This is a genomic window from Actinocorallia herbida, from assembly GCF_003751225.1.
In the GTDB taxonomy this organism is placed as follows: Bacteria; Actinomycetota; Actinomycetes; order Streptosporangiales; family Streptosporangiaceae; genus Actinocorallia; species Actinocorallia herbida.
In genome coordinates this window covers 9619083-9637304 of record NZ_RJKE01000001.1, presented here as the reverse complement: position 1 = coordinate 9637304, position 18222 = coordinate 9619083, and the positions used below count along the sequence as shown (strand labels likewise).

Below are 18222 nucleotides of genomic sequence, written 5' to 3'. Positions count from 1 at the left end.
TGGTCCTTCCGAGGGCTCGCGGCGGTACGGGCGTGCACGCCAATGCATCCCCGAAAACCCGTGATGCTCGGTTGACCAACGATCTTGTGATGACCGGCGGCTGGACCAAGATCACGGCATGGTTGCACGGAGGATAGCTAAAGGGCAGCGCAAAGGGGCAGTGTAGCCGACTGCCACACCGCTTGCAAGCCTACATTCGCTATGCACATCACAGTTGCCTCGCAGCATCGTCCTTCGAGGCGGCCAAGTCAAGGCCGCACAGGGACTTTTCGGGCTCTGGCCAGCAGTGACAAGCCTCATAGTTTAGAGACGTGGGTCACATGGAATAACCACAAACCCGCAGGTTCCGAAACGGCGAAGGACCCCTCGGGTTGAGGGGTCCTCCACGGCAGGGGAAAAGATCTTTGACCAGCCGAGTTCCGGCTTCCGTCAGCCGAGGACCTCGAGCTTGGACACCAGCCACTCGCCGTCCTTGTCGACCATGGTCAGCCGTAGGCGGTGCTGCTCGATGTGCGCCTCGGCGTCCTTGCTCGTGGTCTGCTGGTTGAGGAACACCAGGACCGTCACCGAGCCGTCGTCCTTGATCGCCTCGACGCCCGCCTTGCTCGTCATCCCGACGGTGACGGCCTCCTGCGTGGGCGCGGTCTGGAGCAGCTTGGCGGCGCTCGCCTCGTACGCCTTGTGGAAGTCGCCGGTCGTCTCGTCCAGGACCTGGTCGATGTCCTGCTCGATCGTCCGGTAGTCCCACGAGGAGATGTGCTGCGCCGACGCGGCCGCCGTGCGGACCGCCTTGTTGATCTGGTCCTCCGACAGGGTGCTGCGGCTCCCGGTCCACAGCCAGGCCGTCGATGCCCCCAGGGCGACCACCAGGACGCCCAAGACGGCCAGGACCCACAACGGGACTCCCGGGCCGGAGGAGGCGCGCGCGGGCTTCTGCGCGGACTTGGCGGCCTTCTTCGCCTTCTTCTCGGCGGCCTTCGGCGGCGCGACGACCTCGGCCTCATCGGCTTCGGCCTCGCCGGCCTCATAGGTGTCCTCGACGTCCTCGACGTCCTCGGCCGCGGACGCGTCGGTCCCGTCCTCGGCGTCGGTGGCGCCGGAGGCGGAGTCCGCCTCCGCGGCGTCGGCCAGGGAGAGCTGGCCGTCGACCTCTTCGACCTCTTCGACCTCCGCGGTCTCCACGGCCTCGGTCTCGGTCTTCTCGGCGGTGTCGGTCACTTCGCTCACAGCGCCACTCCGAACTTCGAGACGAGCCACTTGCCGTCGACCTTGGTGACGTCGAGGACGAACCGCATGTAGCGGGGGGTGCCTTCGGGGACCGACGGGCTGGTCACCAGCGCCGACACCGCGACGATCACCTCGGCGGAGTCCGCGTCGCCGCCGGTGAGCCCGGCGCTGAGGATCTCGGCCTCGGAGGTCGCCTGGGTCTTGGTGACCTCCTCGATGAAGGTCTTGGAGTTCGTGGCGTACTGGTCCTTGAAGGTGCCGGTCGTGCCGGCCAGCACCCGCTGGATGTCGTCACTGATCGTCTTGTAGTCGAGCGTCATCATGTTGAGCGCCGTCTGGCGGGCGGCGTTGACCGCGCCGTCGCGGTCGCGGTCGGCCTCCGCGGCGGCCATCTTGTCCAGGCCGAGCACGATCGTGCTCGCCAGGAGCGCCGCGGTGAGCAGTGCGAGCACCACCGCCGCGGCCATCCGGAAACGGCCGCCTAGGACAGCGGGCCGAGCAGCAGCCACTTCCATGACTCCTCCCCCAAGAGGTTCTGGGCTCCCCCGGAGGAACCGATCGTGTAGGTGACGCCGTCAGGACCGGTGTACTTGCCGGAGGTCGGATCGTAGCCGGTGACAAAGACGGAATTCGAGGAGTTTGTCTGGTAAACGATGTCTTCGTCATCGTCTGACACGTTCTGTCGGGTGCTCGCCGCGGGCGGCTCGCCCGCGCCGTCCAGCGCGCCGGGGGGAAGCGCGACGTTCGGGCGGGGCTTGGGCGTGTTCTTCGAACCGCGGACGCTGACCGACTTGTCCTTGGACGTACAGCCGATGTCGGTCCTGGCCGGAAGGTCCTTGGTCTGCTGCGGCCAGCGCGGGTCGGTCTTCTCGTAGCCGGCGGTGCAGGGCGCCGGGTCGTCGATGTTGAGTGCGAGGCCGAAGTGCTGGTAGCCGTCGCCCGGCATGACGGTCTGCGCGCCCGCCACGGTGAACGGGAACATGATCAGCATCGAGCGGATGCCGTCCTGGCGGGCGGTCAGCACCTGGCCGGTGCTCGTGAGGTTGGCCAGCAGGACGGGCAGGTCGTCCGACAGGCCGTCGATCAGCGCGTCGGCCTGGTCCACCGCGGGCTCGACCGCGTCGATGTCGGCCCGGATCGACGGGTCGTCCTCGCGGATCGAGTCGGTGAGCAGCGCGAGGTTGCGGGCGAAGGTCTGGATCGCGCCGCCGTTGTCGCGCTGGGAGTCCAGGAAGGTGCCGCCGCTGTCGAGCAGCCGGGAGGTGGTCTCGAAGTTCTCGTCCGCCTCCTTGATGATCTTCCCGCTGTCGTCGAGGATCGACTGGAGGTCGCCGCCCGCGCCGTTGAAGGCGAGGTCGAGTTCGTCGACGATCGTCTGGAGGTCGTCGACGTTCACCGAGGTGACCGTGTTGTCGAGGTTGCGGAGCAGATCGGCGGTCTTCACCGGGACCCGCGCGTCGGTGATCGTGTACGGGGCGCCCTCGTCCAGGTACGGGGCCTTGTCGCTGCGCGGCTGGAGGTCGATGTACTGCTCGCCGACCGCCGAGCGGTTGGCGACGACCGCGACGGTGTCGCGCGGGATCCGGTACCCCTTGTCGATGACGAGTTCGATCTTCACCCCGCCTTCGACGAGGTCGATCGGGCCGACCTTGCCGACGGGCACGCCCTGGTAGGTGACCTCGGAGTTGGTGAACGCGCCCCCGGAGTCCGGGATCTGCACGTACGCCTTGTAGGTCTGGTTGAACAGGCCCCCGCCGACGCCCACGTACCGGACCAGCGTGTAGCTGACGCCGAGGACGGTGACGATCAGGAAGACCACGAGCTGGATCTTGACGCCGCGCTTGAGGATCACGACAGGCCTCCCATGAGCAGGGACTGGACGGCCGGGTCCACGTCGCCCATGCCGATGGACGGCAGGATCGACGTGCCGCTCCCGGCCTCGTCACCGACGCCCAGGACGCCGGGCGGGGTCTGGGTGACGCTGATGCCGGGCGGGCTGACGAGATCGCGCAGCGCCTCGGCCTGCTTCTTGAGCGACTTGTCGAGCGCCTTGTCGTACTCGGTGCCGGTCAGCAGGTTGTGCGCGAGCTCCTCGATGTCCAGCGAGACCGTCATGTTCATGTTCGCGAAGTCACCGCGGACGGTGTTGGAGAACGCGTCCGAGAACGGGAACGTGAGGATCGTGCCGAGGTGCTCGGGCAGCTTGTCGCCGGTCTTGTTGAGGTTCTTCAGCACCGGCTGGAGGTTCTTGAGGTTGGTCAGCAGGTCCCGCTTGGAGTCCCTGATGACCTTGGTGCTGATGTCGCCGAACTTGTCGAGCCCGACCAGCATCTTGGTCAGGTCCTTCTGGTTCTGTTCCAGGATCGCGATCGCCGGCTCGGTCTTCTCGATCGTGTCGGCGATGGTCTCCTTCTCGGCGTCCAGCTTCACCAGCAGATCGTCGATCTTGTCGAGCGCGTCGGTGATGGTGTCGCGCTGCCGGTCGAGGGTGCCGACGAACGTGTCGATCCGGCGCAGCACCGACTTGATCGACTCCTCGCGGCCGGACATCGCCGCGTTCAGCTCCTTGGTGATCGTCGAGATCTGCTCGATGCCGCCGCCGTTCAGCAGCATCGACAGCGCCGACAGCACCTCCTCCACCTCGGTGGAGGAGGACGTCGCGACCATCTCGATCTCGTCGCCGTCGCCGAGCTCGCCGGTGGCGCCCTGCTCCGGCGGGCTGATCGCCACGTACTTCTCGCCGAGGAGGCTCGTCTGGCTGATCGTGGCGACCGCGTTGTCGGGGAGCTTCACCGAGTCGTTCAGCCGGACCGTGACGCGGGCGCGCCAGCCGTCCAGGGTGATGTCCTCGACCCTTCCGACGTTGACGTCGTTGACCTTGACCGTCGACTGCGGGACGAGGTCGAGCACGTTCTCGAACTCGATCGACACCTCGTAAGGGTCGTCGCCGAGGTCGGGGCCGCCCGGAAGCGGGATCGACTGCACGCCCTGGAAGCCGCAGCCGGCGAGGGCCAGCGACGTCCCGGCGAGCGCGAGCGCGAACCGTCTCATCAGTTGCTACCTCCGAGCAGCAGGCCGCCGAGGGTCGGGTCGGTGGAGGTGGACACACCGTTGTCGAGCCCCTTGCCGTCCTTGCCCTTGCCGTCCTTGCCCTGCTTTCCGGAATCAGACTTGCCGGGCTTGCCGTTCGGCCCGTAGGCGTCCGGCGGAAGCGGCTCGGGGTTGTAGGTGGTGGTCATCGCCGTGATCCAGGAGATGTCCAGGGACAGGTCGATCGGCAGGCCGCCGCTGATCGGCGCGAGCGTGTCCAGGCACTCGTCGGCGGGGGTGCCGAGCGAGTAGGCCAGCGAGCAGATCCAGTCCGCGGGGTTCTTCAGCATCCGGAAGTTCGTGCGGGTGTGCAGCGTGCCGGAGATCGGGTCGTAGGCGCGCGTCATGTTGCTGATGCCGATCGGCGCGGTCTCCAGGAACTCCCCGAGCTCGTCCTGCCGCTCGACGAGGATCGCGGTGACCTCGGCGAGGTCGTGCACGTCGTCCGACAGGGCCTCGCGGTTGTCCTTCACGAACTTCGTGACGTTGTCGAGCGTCGGCGCGAGGATCTTGAGCGCCTGGCTCAGTTCCTCCTTCTCGCCGTTCAGCTGCACCGACACGTCGGAGAGGTTCTGGGTGAACCTCCGGACCGCGTCGTCGTTCTCGGCGAGCGCGGAGGTGACGCCCTCGAGGTTCTGGATGGTCGCGGTGATGTCCTCGCGGTTCTCACTGAGCGTCGAGAGGACCTTCGCCGAGTCGTCGAAGGTGTCGCGGAGGTCGGCGCCGGTGCCGTCGAGGTTGTTCGCGGTGACCTCGAGCAGCCGCGACAGCGACCCGTCGGCGTTCGCGCCGTCGGGGCCGAGGGCCAGCGACAGCTCGTTCAGGCTCGCGGCGACCTGGTCGACCTCGACCGGGACGTCGGTCTGGCCGAGGGGGTAGGTCCCCCCGTCCGCCATCGCGGGACCGCTCTTGTAGACCGGCGTCAGCTGGACGAACCTGTCGGACACCAGCGACTGGGAGACGACGACGGCCTTGCCGTTCGCCGGGACCTTGTACTTGGACGCGTAGTTCAGCACGACCTTGACGGACGTGCCCGCCGGCGTCACGGACTCGACCTCGCCCACCGGGATGCCGAGGATGCGGACGTCGGCGCCCGCGTAGAGACCGACGGCGTTGGCGAAGTAGGCGGTCACGCGGTTGCGCGGTTCGCCGGGCCAGAACAGCACCACCGCCGTCACGGCCAGGGCCACGACCACGAGCGGCGCCAAGGCTTTGAAGAAGGTTCGCACGGGGGACCTCACGGGAGCAGCGGGAGCAGGCCGTCGGCCGACTCGGGCTTGGAGTTGTTGCCGGACTTGCCCTTCTTCTTGCCGGTCTTCTTGCCGTCCTTCTTGTCGGTCGAGGGGTCACCGATGGACACCGGGACCGGCAGCAGGTTCTGGATGTAGCTGTCGAACCAGCGGCCCTGGCCGGTCGCGTCGGTGAACTGCCTGCCGTACACCGCCATGAGCTGGATCGTCCGGTCGAGGTTCTCCCGGTTGTCCAGGAGAATGCCGGTGACCTTCTTGAGGTTGGCCAGCAGCGGCTTGATCTCGTCCTCGTTCTCGTCGATCAGCGCGTTGAGCTGCTGGGCGAGTTCGTAGGTGTTGACCAGGAGCTCATGGATCGTCTGGCGCCGCGCCTTGACGGCCTGGAGCACCCGGTCGCCGTCCTGGACGAGCTGGACGAGGTCGTCCTGCCGCTCGTGCAGGACCCCGGTGACGTCCTTGGCCCGGTCGATCAGCTCGGTCAGGTCGTCGTCCCGGCTGGAGATCGTCTCGGAGATCCGGCGCAGGCCCCGCAGGGACGCCTTGATCTCCTCCGGCGAGTTCTCGAAGGTCTCCGACAGCGTGTCGAAGGACTGCGCGAGCTGGTCGGTGTCGATGTCCTCGACGGTGGTCGCCAGGTCCGAGATCGCCGGGACCACCTCGTAAGGGGTGGTGGTCCGGGAGATCGGGATCGCCTGTCCCGGCCTCTGCTCGGCCCTGCCGCGCGGGTCGAGCGCGAGGAAGTGCGCGCCGAGCAGGGTCTTGATCTTGATCTCGACCCTTGTCGCGTCGCCGACGTGCACGTCGTCCTGCACCTTGAAGTCGACCTTGACGTGGTCGCCTTCCAGCTCCAGGCCCGTCACCTTGCCGACCTTGACGCCGGCGATCCGGACTTCCTCGCCCTCCTTGAGGCCCGCGGCCTCGGCGAAGTTCGCGTGGTAGGTCGTACCGCCGCCGATCACCGGAAGGCTGTCGAGGTTGAGCGCGAGCGCGACGCCCGTCGCGATCCCGGCCAGCGCCACGGCGCCGAGGACCGCGGGGTTCCTCTCTCTGAACGGCCTCACTGCTTGCACCTCGCGTTGTCGTTGACGAGCTTCGGCGTGTAGTACGCCGGCGCGCCCGGGAGCACGATCCGCGCGTCCATCGAGCAGAGGTAGTAGTTGAACCAGGAGCCGTAGGAAGAGGTGCGGCCGAGCTTCTCCAGCCGCTCCCGGGTCTCCCCGAGGTTCGTGTCGAGCACCTTGCCGTTGTCGGCGAACGTACGGGTCAGCTCGTTCAGCCCGTCGATGTCGGTCTTCAGCGACGGCCTGGCGTCCACGAGGAGGTTCGCGGTCACGTCGGACAGCGTGTTCAGCGAGTCCAGCGCGTCGAAGATCGCGGTCCGGTCGCCCGACACCCCACTGACGAAGCCGTTGAGCTCGCGGACCAGCCGGTTCGTCTGGTCGGTGCGGTCCGAGACCGTCCCGAGGACCTCGCTCAGGTTCGTGATGACGCGGCCGATGACCTCGTCCCGATCGGCGAGCGTGTTCGTCAGCGACGCCACATGCGACAGGAGGCTGTTGATGGTGCCGCCCTCGCCCTGGAGGACCTTGATGATCTCCATGGACAGCTGGTTGACGTCACCGGGCTCCAGCGCGCTGAACAGCGGCCGGAAGCCGTTGAACAGCACGGTCAGGTCGAGCGCCGGGGTCGTCTGGCCGAGCGGCAGCGCGTCGCCCGCCTTCAGCATCTCGCCCGGCGTCCCCGCGCCCTCCGAAAGGGCCAGGTAGCGGGTGCCGATGAGGTTGCGGTACCGGATCTGCGCCCTGGTGCTCTTCGGCAGGCCCGCCACGAACGGCCCGGTCTGCTCGACGGTGAAGGACACCAGCGCGTGCGTGCCGTCCTTCAACTCGATGCCCGTCACCTGGCCGACGCGCACGCCGGACACCCGGACCTCGTCGCCTTCCAGCAGGCTCGTCGCGTCGGTGAAGACCGCCCGGTACTCGGTGGTCGGCCCGAAGGCCCGGTTGGCGATCGCCACGCCGAGCATGCCGGTCAGCAACGACGCGACGGCGACGAACACCAGCAGCTTCACGCCCGCCGTGGCGGTGCGCCTGTTCTCACTCACTTGAGGGTCACCACCTTGCCGCCGACCAGGGGGCCGAGCAGCAGCGTCGCGAAGTCGGGGACCTCGGAGGCGTCCTGCTGGAGCGTCGGCGCCGCGACCGCCTTCACCAGGTCCTCCTGGCTCATGTCACTGCCGGGCTGCACGAACATCTCCGACATGCCGCGCTGCTTCCACCAGATGTCGTCCTCGGTGCCGTCCAGCGCCACGTAGTCGGGGAACGGGACCTCGGGGTTCGGCAGGCCGTAGCACCGCGGCTTGCGGTAGTCCTTGGCCTCCGGCAGGTCCAGCGGGTACTTGTAGGCCGGGCGCGGCTTCACGATCTCGATGTAGAGGTTCGAGGAGGGCCGCTTGTTGTCGCCGAACGCCTCGTTCGCGCGCGGCGCCATGACGTCGATGCCGTCGAAGATGCACGGGAACGACGGGGAGTACGTCGCGAGGAGCTGGAGCACCTGCTTGGACGCGATGTTCACGCCGACGATCTTGTTGCCGTTGTCGAACATGAACCGGGTGCCCTTGTCGGCCACCGCGGTGACCGCGGGGATCAGCGACTCGATGGCCGCCTCCTTCTCCACGATCGTCCCGGACGTCACGTTGATGTTGCGCAGCGCGCGCATCAGGTCGGGGGTGGCGTTCGCGTACACCTGCGACACGTCGCCCGCGGCCTCGAAGTCGTAGAGCAGCTGCTTCAGCTCCGGGTTCACCTTGCCGAGCAGGCCGTCGAGCTGCTCGAGGGTGTCGCCGAGCTGGTCGCCGCGGCCGTCGAGGGCCGTCGCGATCGCGTTGAGCGTCGCGTTCAGCTTCGCCGGCTCGACCGCCTGGAGCAGCGGCAGGACGTCGTCGAGGACCTTGTTGATCTCGACGGTCTCCTGCGAGGTGTCCTGCGCCAGCACCACGCCGTCGCGCACCGGCTCGCCGGGCTGGGCGGGCACCGCCAGGTCGACGTACTTCTCGCCGAACAAGGTCTTGGGCAGCAGCCGCCCCGTCGCGTTCGACGGGACGAACCTTGCCTTGTCGTCCTGGATCGCCAGCTCCAGCACCGCGCCGTCGCCGTCGGCGGAGATGGAGCGCACCTCGCCGACGATGAGGCCGCGGATCTTCACGTCCGAGTGCTCGAGGAGCTGGAGCCCTGCCCGGTCGGTGGTGAAGCGCACCTTCACGACGGGGGTGAACGCCTTCTGGTAGAAGGCGACGCACAGGGCGAGCAGCAGCGCGCACACGACAAGGAAGGCGACTCCGAGAGATCGGAGCCTGATCTTCTCGCTCATCTACCCCGCCACTCTCACGCTCGTGGTGGTGCCCCAGATCGCGAGGCCGAGCAGCAGGTCCAGCACGTTGATCGCGACAAGGCTCGTGCGCACCGAGCGCCCCACCGCCACGCCGACGCCCGCGGGGCCGCCGGAGGCGTGGTAGCCGTAGTAGCAGTGGATCAGCATGACGAGGGTCGCGAAGATGAGGACCTTGCCGAACGACCAGAGGATGTCGTAGGGCAGCAGGAACAGGTTGAAGTAGTGGTCGTAGGTCCCGCCGGACTGCGCGAAGAAGACCGTCACGATCACCCTCGTCGCCACGTAGGACGACAGCAGGCCGATGACGTACAGCGGGATCACCGCGATGAGGCCGGCCACCAGGCGCGTCGACACCAGGAACGGCAGCGACGGGACGGCCATGACCTCCAGCGCGTCGATCTCGTCGGAGATCCGCATCGCGCCGAGCTGCGCGGTGAAGCCGCACCCGACCGTCGCCGACAGCGCGAGCGCGCTCACCAGGGGCGCCAGCTCGCGGGTGTTGAAGTACGAGGCGATGAAGCCGGTGAACGCCGAGGAGCCGATCTGGTCCAGTGACTTGAAGCCCTGGAGGCCCAGCTCCGCGCCGGTGAAGAAGGTCATGAAGCCGACGATCACCGCCGAGCCGCCGATGACGGCGAGGCCGCCGGTGCCGAGCGACACCTCCGCGAGGAGCCGCAGCACCTCGGTGCGGTACCGGGTGATCGCCTTGAAGAACCAGGCGAACGCCCTCCCGTAGAACGACAGCTGCCTGCCGAGGTCGTCCAGCCGCTCCAGCGGCTTGCCGAGTGCCGACATCACATGCCCTTCGCGGGGACGAGCTGGAGGTACAGCGCCGAGATGAGCGTGTTCTCCAGGAACAGCAGCATGAACGTGATGACCACCGTCTGGTTCACCGCGTCGCCGACGCCCTTCGGGCCGCCCTGCGCGTTGAGGCCCTTGTAGGCGGCCACCAGGCCCGCCGTCAGGCCGAACACGAACGCCTTGAACTCCGCCTGGTACAGGTCGGGAAGCTGGGCGATGCCGCTGAACGAGGCGAGGTAGGCGCCCGGCGTGCCGCCCTGGAGCATCACGTTGAACACGTAGCCGCCGACGATGCCGACGACGCTCACCAGGCCGTTGAGGAACAGCGCGATGAACGCGCACGCGAGGGTCCGCGGGACGACGAGGCGGTGCAGCGGGTTGATGCCCAGCACCTCCATCGCGTCGATCTCCTCGCGGATCTTGCGCGCGCCGAGGTCGGCGCACATGGCCGAACCCGCCGCGCCCGCGATGAGCAGCGCCGTGACGATCGGACTGACCTCGCGGACGATCGCGATGACGCTGGTCGCGCCGATGTACGACTGGGCGCCCAGCTGCCGGACGAGCCCGCCCATCTGAAGGGACAGGATTCCGCCGAACGGAATGGCCACCAGGACCGTCGGAATCACCGTGACCCCGACGATGAACCAGGCCTGCTGGATGAACTCGCGCCATTGGAAGGGCCGCTGGAACAGGGCCCGGAACACGTCGAGCGTCAGGGCGAAGAACCGCCCCGGCTCTTTCACCAGGAGGTTGAACGCGCCATCGGCGACCGGGCGCAGCCCCGAAGGAGCTGCGCCGTGTCGTGCCGTTTTCATCTACAGGCCTTTCCCGACGGGTCCGGCCGCGTCGGCGGTGGTGGTGCCCATGCTCGCCACGTAGCGCGGCCATTCCTGGATCCAGTCACGGCCGAGGTCGTCGATGAACGACCCGGGCGGCGGGGTCACGCCGTTGGCGCGGAGCCAGGAGCCCGGCGCGTGCTGGGTGGGGCGCACCCGGCCGTCAGAGGGCATCAACTGGGCGGCGATCGGGGGCAGCTTGCCGGGGTCGCTGCCGAGCTTGGCCTCGGCCTCCAGCTCGCTGACGTCCTTCTCCTCGGACATGCCGATCGGGCCGACGCGGCGCGCGTTGAGGAACTGGCGCACGACCGGCTCCTCCGACGACAGCAGCATCTCCCGCTGGCCGAACATGATCAGTTCGCGGCGGAACAGCAGCCCGATGTTGTCCGGGACCGTCCGCGCGGTGTTGATGTCGTGCGTGACGATGAGGAACGTCGCGCCGATCTGCGCGTTGAGGTCGACGATGAGCTGGTTGAGGTAGGCGGTGCGGACCGGGTCGAGACCCGAGTCCGGTTCGTCGAAGAGGATGATCTCGGGGTTCAGCACCAGCGCGCGGGCCAGGCCGGCGCGCTTGCGCATACCGCCGGAGATCTCTCCGGGGAGCTTGCCCTCGGCCCCGAGGAGGCCGACCATCTCCATCTTCTCCAGGACGATCTTGCGTACCTCGGTCTCGGACTTCTTCGTGTGCTCGCGCAGCGGGAACGCGATGTTGTCGAAGAGGTTCATCGAGCCGAAGAGCGCGCCGTCCTGGAAGAGGACGCCGAACAGCTTCCGGGTCTCATAGAGCAGATCCTCGGGAAGCTGCGGCAGATTTCGGTCGCCGATCCAGACATTGCCGCGCTCGGGCTTGAGCAGCCCGACGAGGGTCTTCAGGAACACCGACTTGCCCGTGCCAGACGGGCCAAGGAGGACAGAGATCTCACCTGCGGGCAGCGTCAGCGAGACGTCTTCCCAGATGGTCTGTCGGCCGAAGCGCTTGGTCAGCCCTTCAACACGGATTTCGACGCCCACTCGTCACCTCTCGTCCAGCCGGGGGGATTCCGGAACCATGAGCGAGTAGCAGCTCCGTCGTCACGCGGTGTCATCTCGGCGTGACTACCGGCCAGTAGCTTGTGTCCGGTTTCACTAATCTAGTGCGGAATCACCAAAAGGGAAGGGCCGGGACCCCGTTTTCGAGACGGAAGACGACGACGTAAGACAATCGTTACTTACGACACTCCAGTGATTATTGCGCAGTGACAAAACACGCCGCGTAGATGTGCGCGCACGCCACATACCTCGCGCACAGGCGCACAGGCACGCCCTCCGTGCGCACCCCGGCGCGCGAACCCCGGGCGTGACCGACGTCACCCGGATTCACCGCACCGCGGCGAACGAAAAACGGCCGGCCACCCCCAGCGGGGCGACCGGCCGTTCGAGCGCTCGCGGAGCGCGGGGCCTTACTTGACCGAGACGGTGGCGCCGGCGGCCTCGAGGGCGGCCTTGGCCTTGTCGGCGGTCTCCTTGTTGACCTTCTCCAGCAGCGGCTTGGGAGCGCCGTCCACCAGGTCCTTGGCCTCCTTGAGGCCGAGGGAGGTCAGGCCACGGACTTCCTTGATGACCTGGATCTTCTTGTCACCAGCGGCCTCGAGGATGACGTCGAACTCGTCCTTCTCCTCGACCTCGGCGGCGGGAGCGCCGGGGCCCGCGGGGCCGGCGATCGCGACGGGCGCGGCGGCCTTGACGTCGAAGGTCTCCTCGAACAGCTTCACGAACTCAGAGAGCTCGAGAAGGGTCATCTCCTTGAACGCGTCGAGCAGCTCTTCGGTGCTGAGCTTCGCCATGATTCTTCCTCCGGTATGGCTTATTACTTCAGGTCTAAATGACCACGGGGGTCAGAGGTTCCGGCCTTATTCGGCCGGAGCCTCCTCGGTGACGGTGTCGGCACCCTCGGCGCGCTTGGCGCGCAGGGCCTCCGCCAGCTGAGCGGCCTGCGTCGGCAGCGCGTTGAACAGCGCCGCGGCGTTGCCCATCGAGGCCTTCATCGCACCCGCGAGCTTCGCGAGCAGAACCTCGCGAGACTCGAGGTCGGCCAGCTTGGTGACCTCGGCGGCGTCCAGCGACTTGCCGTCGAAGTAGCCGCCCTTGATCACCAGCAGCGGGTTCGCCTTCGAGAAGTCACGCAGGCCCTTGGCGGCCTCGACCACGTCGCCCTTGACGAACGCGATGGCAGAGGGACCCTGGAGCAGAGCGTCCAGACCCTCGATGCCGGCGTCCTTCGCGGCGATCTTGGTCAGCGTGTTCTTCACGACGGAGAACTTCGTCGTGTCACCGAGGCTGCGGCGCAGCTCCTTGAGCTGAGCCACAGTGAGCCCGCGGTACTCGGTCAGCACGGCGGCGCTGGAGCTGGAGAAGTCTTCCTTCAGCTCAGCGACGACCGTGGACTTGTCCGCCCTCGCCATGGGACTCCTTCATTTCACGGTTGACCACTCCCCGCTCACGCGGAGAGCCGACCACCGGAAAAGATCCCTGAAACACACAAAGCGCCCCGGCGCAGATGCACACGGGGCGTCACAGGAACTCAATCATGTGAAACTCGGGTCCACCTACGCGGGCCGCCCTGAGTTGCCTCAGGACTCTTCGGTTGCCATGCGGCAACGACCGGCGGTCTTCGGTTGCACCACAGACTACGGCAAGCCCGCCCACATGCCAAACCGAGCCCGGCCCACCCGGAGCCGCGCTCCCGGGCGCCGACCTGCCCGCGGACATGATCGAGGGCCCGGCGGCGCGCCCGCCGGGCCCCAGGGGACATGCCTCGCGAGAGGTCAGGGGACCTTGATGTCGCCGACCTGGTCGGCCGGGGGCGCGGCCACCGACACGTCCGAGCCGTAGTCGCGGAAGATCACGGTGACGTCGAAGGTCTTGCCCTCGCTGGTGGTCACGTGCGTGACGACCTTGCGCGGCAGGTTCTCGGCGTCGGACCAGAGGTCGAACGCCAGCTCCTCCGAGCCGTTGCTGAGCTGCTCGGCGGCCTGCTTCAGCTCGGGGTCGTACCGGGTGATCGCCTTCTTGACGTCGACCGTGCCCTGGTAGTGGACCGTCGCGACGCCGTCGATCTCCTCCTCGCCGACGCGCTTCACGTCGGTGGAGTCGGAGATGATCTTGGCGAGGTTGCCCGGGTCTGCCTGCTGGAACTGCTGGACCAGCGCGTCGGCGTCGAAGCCCGCGGCGCTCGCGGCGGCCCCGGCCGAGATCTTCATCCACGGCTTGCCGCCGCCGAGGAACTGCGAGAGCTGCTGGTTGCGGACGAACACCGTCTCGTCGAGCAGCACCACCTTGGTGCCCGCGGCGGGGACGTCCACCCCGGCGACGGAGAAGGTGTCCATGTCCACCGAGAAGGCGGGGGCCGGCTTCAGCCGGAACGACCCCGTCGCGTGGGCCTTGCCGGCCCCGGCGATGGTCAGCTCGGCGGTGAAGGTCTCGACCTTGTCCGCCTCCACCGCCACCTGGTCGAGGGCCGTGACCGCACTGACGTTCTCCGCCGGGAGCGCGGAGTCGGACGCCGAGCCGGAACACGCGCTGAGCGCCAGAACGAGGGAGGTGCCTACCGCGGCACCGGCAACGAGCTTCTTCATGCCACGCAGTCTGCCCGTCCTTTACCCGAAGCACATCCCCCGCCGGAACCAACCCGGAGCCCCGCCGCGTCAGCCTCACGAAGTACGGGCTCCCCCCGAACGGGCGAGGGCCCCGGAATCCGGGGCCCTCGCGCGGCATCGCCCCGGCTCAGGAGGCGGGGGCCGCGGCGATCTCGCCGGCGGGAGGCGGGGTGATCGTCACCGGCTTGCCGAAGTCGCGGAAGAGCATCGTGAGCTCGGCCGGGACGCCGTCTGCGGTGATGGACGCGACGGCCTTGCGCATCAGGTCGTCACCGTCCACCCAGATCTCGAAGGAGACCACGCCGTCTGCGCCGAAGTTCGCGGCGGCCTCCTTCGTCGCGGGGTCCGCGGCGAGCGCCGCGGTGTCGACGGTGCCCTTGTAGTGCACGGTCTGCGTGCCCTCGACGGTCTCCTCGCCGACCCGGACGACGTCGGATGACGCCGCGAACAGCGTGGCGAGCGTGTTCGGGTCGGTCTGCTGGATCGGGCCGAGCGCGTCACCGGCGCCGGCCGCGGCCGCGGCGTCCGCGAGGTCGACCTTCATCCACGGCTTGCCCGGAACGATCTCCTCTCCGCCCATGTTCATGTACATGATCTTGTCGATCAAGACCATGGTGATCGCGCCCTCGGCCCCCGCTTTCATCTCCAGCGACACCGCGGCGGTCGGCTTGACCTGGACGTGCCCGACGCCCTTGACCGTCGTCCCCGCGGAGACGACCGTCAGGTCCATCGCGAAGGAGTCCACGGCATTGGTGCTCGTGGCGACCTTCCGCACCGCCTCGACCGCGCTCGCGGGGGCGGCGGGGGCGGCGGCCGAGGGGGCCTCGGCCTTGCCGTCCTCGGGGGTGGACTCGGCGGAGCAGCCCACGAGCCCGAGGACGAGACATGTACCGGCGACGGTGCCGGCAACCCACTTCTTCATGTCCGGATCATCCGTTTCGGACATCTCAAAGATCACTCGAACGGCTCTTGGTTCAATAACGAATAACCGCCGACTTACTCCAGTCTCATCCAGGTCGCGGAACTCTTCGGCGTCGGCCCGAGGCCGACCCCCCGTCCACGGCTTTCCGAAACGCGAAAGGCCCGCGGGGGTGAACCCCCGCGGGCCTTTCAGGTGGCGCGGTGTCCTTCACCGGAGCGAAGGACGGGCGCCGGAAATCACTCGCCGTCGAGCTCCGCGGTGAAGCCGCGGGTGATCGACGGGTCCACCGGGATGCCGGGGGCCATCGTCGAGGTGACGGTGACCTTCTTGAGGTAGCGGCCCTTCGCGGCGGACGGCTTGAGACGAAGGATCTCCTCGATCGCGGCCGCGTAGTTCTCCACGAGCTGGCGGTCGTCGAAGGACGCCTTGCCGATGATGAAGTGGAGGTTCGAGTGCCGGTCGACGCGGAACTCGATCTTGCCGCCCTTGATCTCGGTGACGGCCTTGGTCACGTCCATCGTCACGGTGCCGGTCTTCGGGTTCGGCATGAGGCCACGCGGGCCGAGCACGCGGCCGAGTCGGCCGACCTTGCCCATCATGTCCGGGGTCGCGACGACGGCGTCGAAGTCCAGGAAGCCCTTGGAGATCTGCTCGATCATGTCGTCGGAGCCGACGAAGTCGGCACCCGCGGCGCGGGCCTCGTCGGCCTTGGCGCCACCGGCGATGACCAGCACGCGGGCGGTCTTACCGGTGCCGTGCGGCAGGTTGACGGTGCCGCGGACCATCTGGTCGGCCTTGCGCGGGTCGACGCCGAGGCGGGTGTTCACCTCGATGGTCGGGTCGAACTTGGTGACCTTGGTCTCCTTGGCCAGGCGGACCGCGTCGAGCGGGCTGTACAGCTCGTCGGCGTTGATCTTGTCCGTGGCGGCCCGGTAGGCCTTGCTGCGCTTCATACTGCTCCCCTTTCACGGGAGTTCGTGGTGTTAGCGGACCGCGCAGGTCCTACCACTGTGCTGACGGGCCGCGCCGTGCGGCGCGGCCCGGGGAAACTACTTGACCTCGATGCCCATGGAGCGGGCGGTGCCGGCGATGATCTTCGCGGCGGCGTCGATGTCGTTGGCGTTGAGGTCCTTCATCTTGAACTCGGCGATCTCACGGAGCTGGGCCTCGGTGATCGAGCCGACCTTGGTCTTGTGCGGGACCGCGGAGCCCTTGTCGATGCCGGCGGCCTTCAGGATCATCTGCGGCGCCGGGGGCGTCTTGGTGACGAAGGTGAAGGAGCGGTCTTCGTAGATGGTGATCTCAACGGGGATCACGTTGCCGCGCTGGGCCTCGGTGGCGGCGTTGTACTGCTTGCAGAAGTCCATGATGTTCACACCGTGCGGACCGAGGGCGGTACCGACGGGCGGCGCGGGGGTCGCGGCACCAGCGTTGAGCTGGACCTTGACGATCGCACTGACCTTTTTACGCTTCGGAGGCATGTTCGCCTTCCTTGTCCGTTCCGTTTTGTTTCGGCTCCGACTCCTGTACTCACAGGCAACATCCCCGGCTGGAACGTGAGCCGGGGATGTTGGAGCCCTTGAACCCCTACGCCGAAGGCGCCGGGGAGACTATATGAGGGTACCTGCCCCTCGGGTCCTCAAGACCCGAGGCGTGCGGAGCACCATGTCAGGTCAGATCTTCGAGACCTGGTTGAAGGACAGCTCGACCGGGGTCTCACGACCGAAGATCGAGACGAGCACCTTGAGCTTCTGGGTGTCGAGGTTGATCTCGTTGACCGTGGCCGGGAGCGTCGCGAAGGGGCCGTCCATGACGGTGACGGACTCGCCGACCTCGAAGTCGACGGTCGCGGCGGCCTTCGCGGAGGCGGACTTGGCGGCCTGCGCCTGCTCGGGGGCCTCGGGCGCCAGCAGCTTGGCGACCTCCTCGAGGCTGAGCGGCGACGGCTTGTTCGACAGGCCCACGAAGCCGGTCACGCCGGGAGTGTTGCGGACGGCGCCCCAGGACTCGTCGGTCAGCTCCATGCGCACCAGGATGTACCCGGGCAGGACCTTCTCGTTGACCTTCTGGCGCTTGCCGCCCTTGATCTCGGTGACCTCGTGCTGAGGCACCTCGATCTGGAAGATGTAGTCCTCCATGTTCAGGGTCGTGGTGCGGGTCTCGATGTTGCTCTTGACCCGGTTCTCGTACCCCGCGTAGGAGTGGATGACGTACCAGTCGCCCGGCAGCATCCGCAGTTCGCGCGTGAACTCGGCGATCGGGTCGACCACGGGGGCGGGCTCGCCTTCCTCGGCGGCCTCGGCTTCCTCGTCGGCGTCCTCTTCGGACTCCTCGGCGTCGACCTCGTCGAGCTCGACCTCTTCAGCCCCGGTGTCCTCCGCCTCAGCGTCCTCTCCCTGCGGGAGAACCTCATCCGACAGCGGCTCCTGCGGGAGCTCGTCGTGGAACTGCGAGGACTCGGACACGTCGGTGGCTCTCTCTCTACGGGGACGGGTGGTGGAGCGCTTCGCGCGGCTCTTCTCAGGCGAAGAGGGCGAAGATGCCCTTCTGGAGTCCCCAGTCGAGCAGCGAGACGAGGCCGATCATGACGAGGACGAAGACCAACGACACGATCGTGTAGTTGATGAGCTCCTTGCGGGTCGGCCAGATGACCTTGCGCAGCTCGCCGATGACCTGGCGGATGAAGAGGGCGGGGCCGGTGCGCTTGCGCTTCGCAGGCTTGCCCTTGTCCTCGGTCGCGGCGTCGCGGATGTCAGTCGCCATCTCACCCTCGTTCGGATTGATCGTCCGACACGGCGTGGTATCCGCCGCGCGTGCATTCACTTTATGCGCGCTCACGTGCGGCTGGGAACGTGAAGCTGCTCCGCAGGGCAAGAGGGACTCGAACCCCCAACCGCCGGTTTTGGAGACCGGAGCGCTACCAATTGCGCCATTGCCCTACAGCGGGCGTGCTTGCGCACCGCCCCGCTAGGCCAGCAGCATACGTGCCTGAGCGCGCCACGTCGAACCGGAGCCCGCGCGTCGCGTCTAGTCCTTCCGGGTGGTTCCGCCCACAGAACCCCATGAACCCC

General features: G+C 67.6%; 19 protein-coding genes and 1 tRNA gene. All 20 read right to left on the bottom strand.

Annotation, left to right across the window (positions count from 1 at the left end; all coding sequences use genetic code 11):
- Nucleotides 1-429: 429 nt before the first annotated feature.
- The 20 genes from EDD29_RS44025 to EDD29_RS43930 all read right to left on the bottom strand — a co-directional run bounded on the left by EDD29_RS44025 (nucleotide 430) and on the right by EDD29_RS43930 (nucleotide 18090).
- Nucleotides 430-1227 (bottom strand): hypothetical protein, encoded by a 798-nt coding sequence (locus EDD29_RS44025; protein WP_123670047.1) that lies wholly within the window; start codon nucleotides 1225-1227, stop codon nucleotides 430-432.
- Nucleotides 1224-1694 (bottom strand): hypothetical protein, encoded by a 471-nt coding sequence (locus EDD29_RS44020; RefSeq protein ID WP_148086300.1) that lies wholly within the window; start codon nucleotides 1692-1694, stop codon nucleotides 1224-1226. Before EDD29_RS44020 ends, EDD29_RS44025 begins: the two co-directional genes overlap by 4 nt.
- Nucleotides 1695-1708: 14 nt before the next feature.
- Nucleotides 1709-3079: an MCE family protein gene (locus EDD29_RS44015; protein WP_123670045.1), complete on the bottom strand. Its 1371-nt coding sequence runs from the start codon at nucleotides 3077-3079 to the stop codon at nucleotides 1709-1711.
- Complete coding sequence (locus EDD29_RS44010) at nucleotides 3076-4278, bottom strand: MCE family protein (RefSeq protein ID WP_123670044.1); 1203 nt, start codon at nucleotides 4276-4278, stop codon at nucleotides 3076-3078. Before EDD29_RS44010 ends, EDD29_RS44015 begins: the two co-directional genes overlap by 4 nt.
- Nucleotides 4278-5546 carry an MCE family protein gene (locus EDD29_RS44005; RefSeq protein WP_170201815.1) on the bottom strand — a complete coding sequence of 423 codons (1269 nt, stop codon included), beginning with the start codon at nucleotides 5544-5546 and terminating at the stop codon, nucleotides 4278-4280. The genes EDD29_RS44010 and EDD29_RS44005 overlap by 1 nt, the downstream gene beginning before the upstream one ends.
- A gap of 8 nt (nucleotides 5547-5554) precedes the next feature.
- Nucleotides 5555-6628 (bottom strand): MCE family protein, encoded by a 1074-nt coding sequence (locus EDD29_RS44000; RefSeq protein WP_123670042.1) that lies wholly within the window; start codon nucleotides 6626-6628, stop codon nucleotides 5555-5557.
- Entirely contained in the window at nucleotides 6625-7671 is a 1047-nt protein-coding gene (locus tag EDD29_RS43995; protein WP_123670041.1) for an MCE family protein, read from the bottom strand. Before EDD29_RS43995 ends, EDD29_RS44000 begins: the two co-directional genes overlap by 4 nt.
- On the bottom strand, nucleotides 7668-8936 hold the full coding sequence (locus EDD29_RS43990) for an MCE family protein (RefSeq protein WP_123670040.1): 1269 nt from the start codon (nucleotides 8934-8936) through the stop codon (nucleotides 7668-7670). The genes EDD29_RS43995 and EDD29_RS43990 overlap by 4 nt, the downstream gene beginning before the upstream one ends.
- The gene (locus EDD29_RS43985; RefSeq protein WP_123670039.1) at nucleotides 8937-9752 is read right to left on the bottom strand and encodes an MlaE family ABC transporter permease; all 816 of its coding nucleotides are present in this window, start codon (nucleotides 9750-9752) and stop codon (nucleotides 8937-8939) included.
- The gene (locus EDD29_RS43980; protein ID WP_123670038.1) at nucleotides 9752-10573 is read right to left on the bottom strand and encodes an MlaE family ABC transporter permease; all 822 of its coding nucleotides are present in this window, start codon (nucleotides 10571-10573) and stop codon (nucleotides 9752-9754) included. Before EDD29_RS43980 ends, EDD29_RS43985 begins: the two co-directional genes overlap by 1 nt.
- A complete protein-coding gene (locus EDD29_RS43975) occupies nucleotides 10574-11605 on the bottom strand; it encodes an ABC transporter ATP-binding protein (RefSeq protein WP_123670037.1) in 1032 nt (343 codons plus the stop codon).
- Nucleotides 11606-12033: 428 nt separating this feature from the next.
- Entirely contained in the window at nucleotides 12034-12417 is a 384-nt protein-coding gene (gene rplL / locus EDD29_RS43970; protein WP_123670036.1) for a 50S ribosomal protein L7/L12, read from the bottom strand.
- 66 nt (nucleotides 12418-12483) lie between these two features.
- A complete protein-coding gene (gene rplJ, locus EDD29_RS43965) occupies nucleotides 12484-13035 on the bottom strand; it encodes a 50S ribosomal protein L10 (protein WP_123670035.1) in 552 nt (183 codons plus the stop codon).
- Nucleotides 13036-13398: 363 nt separating this feature from the next.
- Nucleotides 13399-14208 carry an SCO4651 family lipoprotein gene (locus EDD29_RS43960; RefSeq protein ID WP_123670034.1) on the bottom strand — a complete coding sequence of 270 codons (810 nt, stop codon included), beginning with the start codon at nucleotides 14206-14208 and terminating at the stop codon, nucleotides 13399-13401.
- A 148-nt stretch (nucleotides 14209-14356) separates the two neighbouring features.
- On the bottom strand, nucleotides 14357-15151 hold the full coding sequence (locus tag EDD29_RS43955; RefSeq protein ID WP_170201814.1) for an SCO4651 family lipoprotein: 795 nt from the start codon (nucleotides 15149-15151) through the stop codon (nucleotides 14357-14359).
- Between the two features lie 236 nt (nucleotides 15152-15387).
- A complete protein-coding gene (gene rplA, locus EDD29_RS43950) occupies nucleotides 15388-16104 on the bottom strand; it encodes a 50S ribosomal protein L1 (protein ID WP_123670032.1) in 717 nt (238 codons plus the stop codon).
- Between the two features lie 96 nt (nucleotides 16105-16200).
- On the bottom strand, nucleotides 16201-16632 hold the full coding sequence (rplK, locus tag EDD29_RS43945; protein WP_123670031.1) for a 50S ribosomal protein L11: 432 nt from the start codon (nucleotides 16630-16632) through the stop codon (nucleotides 16201-16203).
- 192 nt (nucleotides 16633-16824) lie between these two features.
- Nucleotides 16825-17616 carry a transcription termination/antitermination protein NusG gene (gene nusG, locus EDD29_RS43940; RefSeq protein ID WP_123670030.1) on the bottom strand — a complete coding sequence of 264 codons (792 nt, stop codon included), beginning with the start codon at nucleotides 17614-17616 and terminating at the stop codon, nucleotides 16825-16827.
- A gap of 55 nt (nucleotides 17617-17671) precedes the next feature.
- On the bottom strand, nucleotides 17672-17914 hold the full coding sequence (gene secE / locus EDD29_RS43935; protein ID WP_123670029.1) for a preprotein translocase subunit SecE: 243 nt from the start codon (nucleotides 17912-17914) through the stop codon (nucleotides 17672-17674).
- Between the two features lie 103 nt (nucleotides 17915-18017).
- Nucleotides 18018-18090, bottom strand: a tRNA-Trp gene (locus EDD29_RS43930).
- Between the last annotated feature and the right edge of the window lie 132 nt (nucleotides 18091-18222).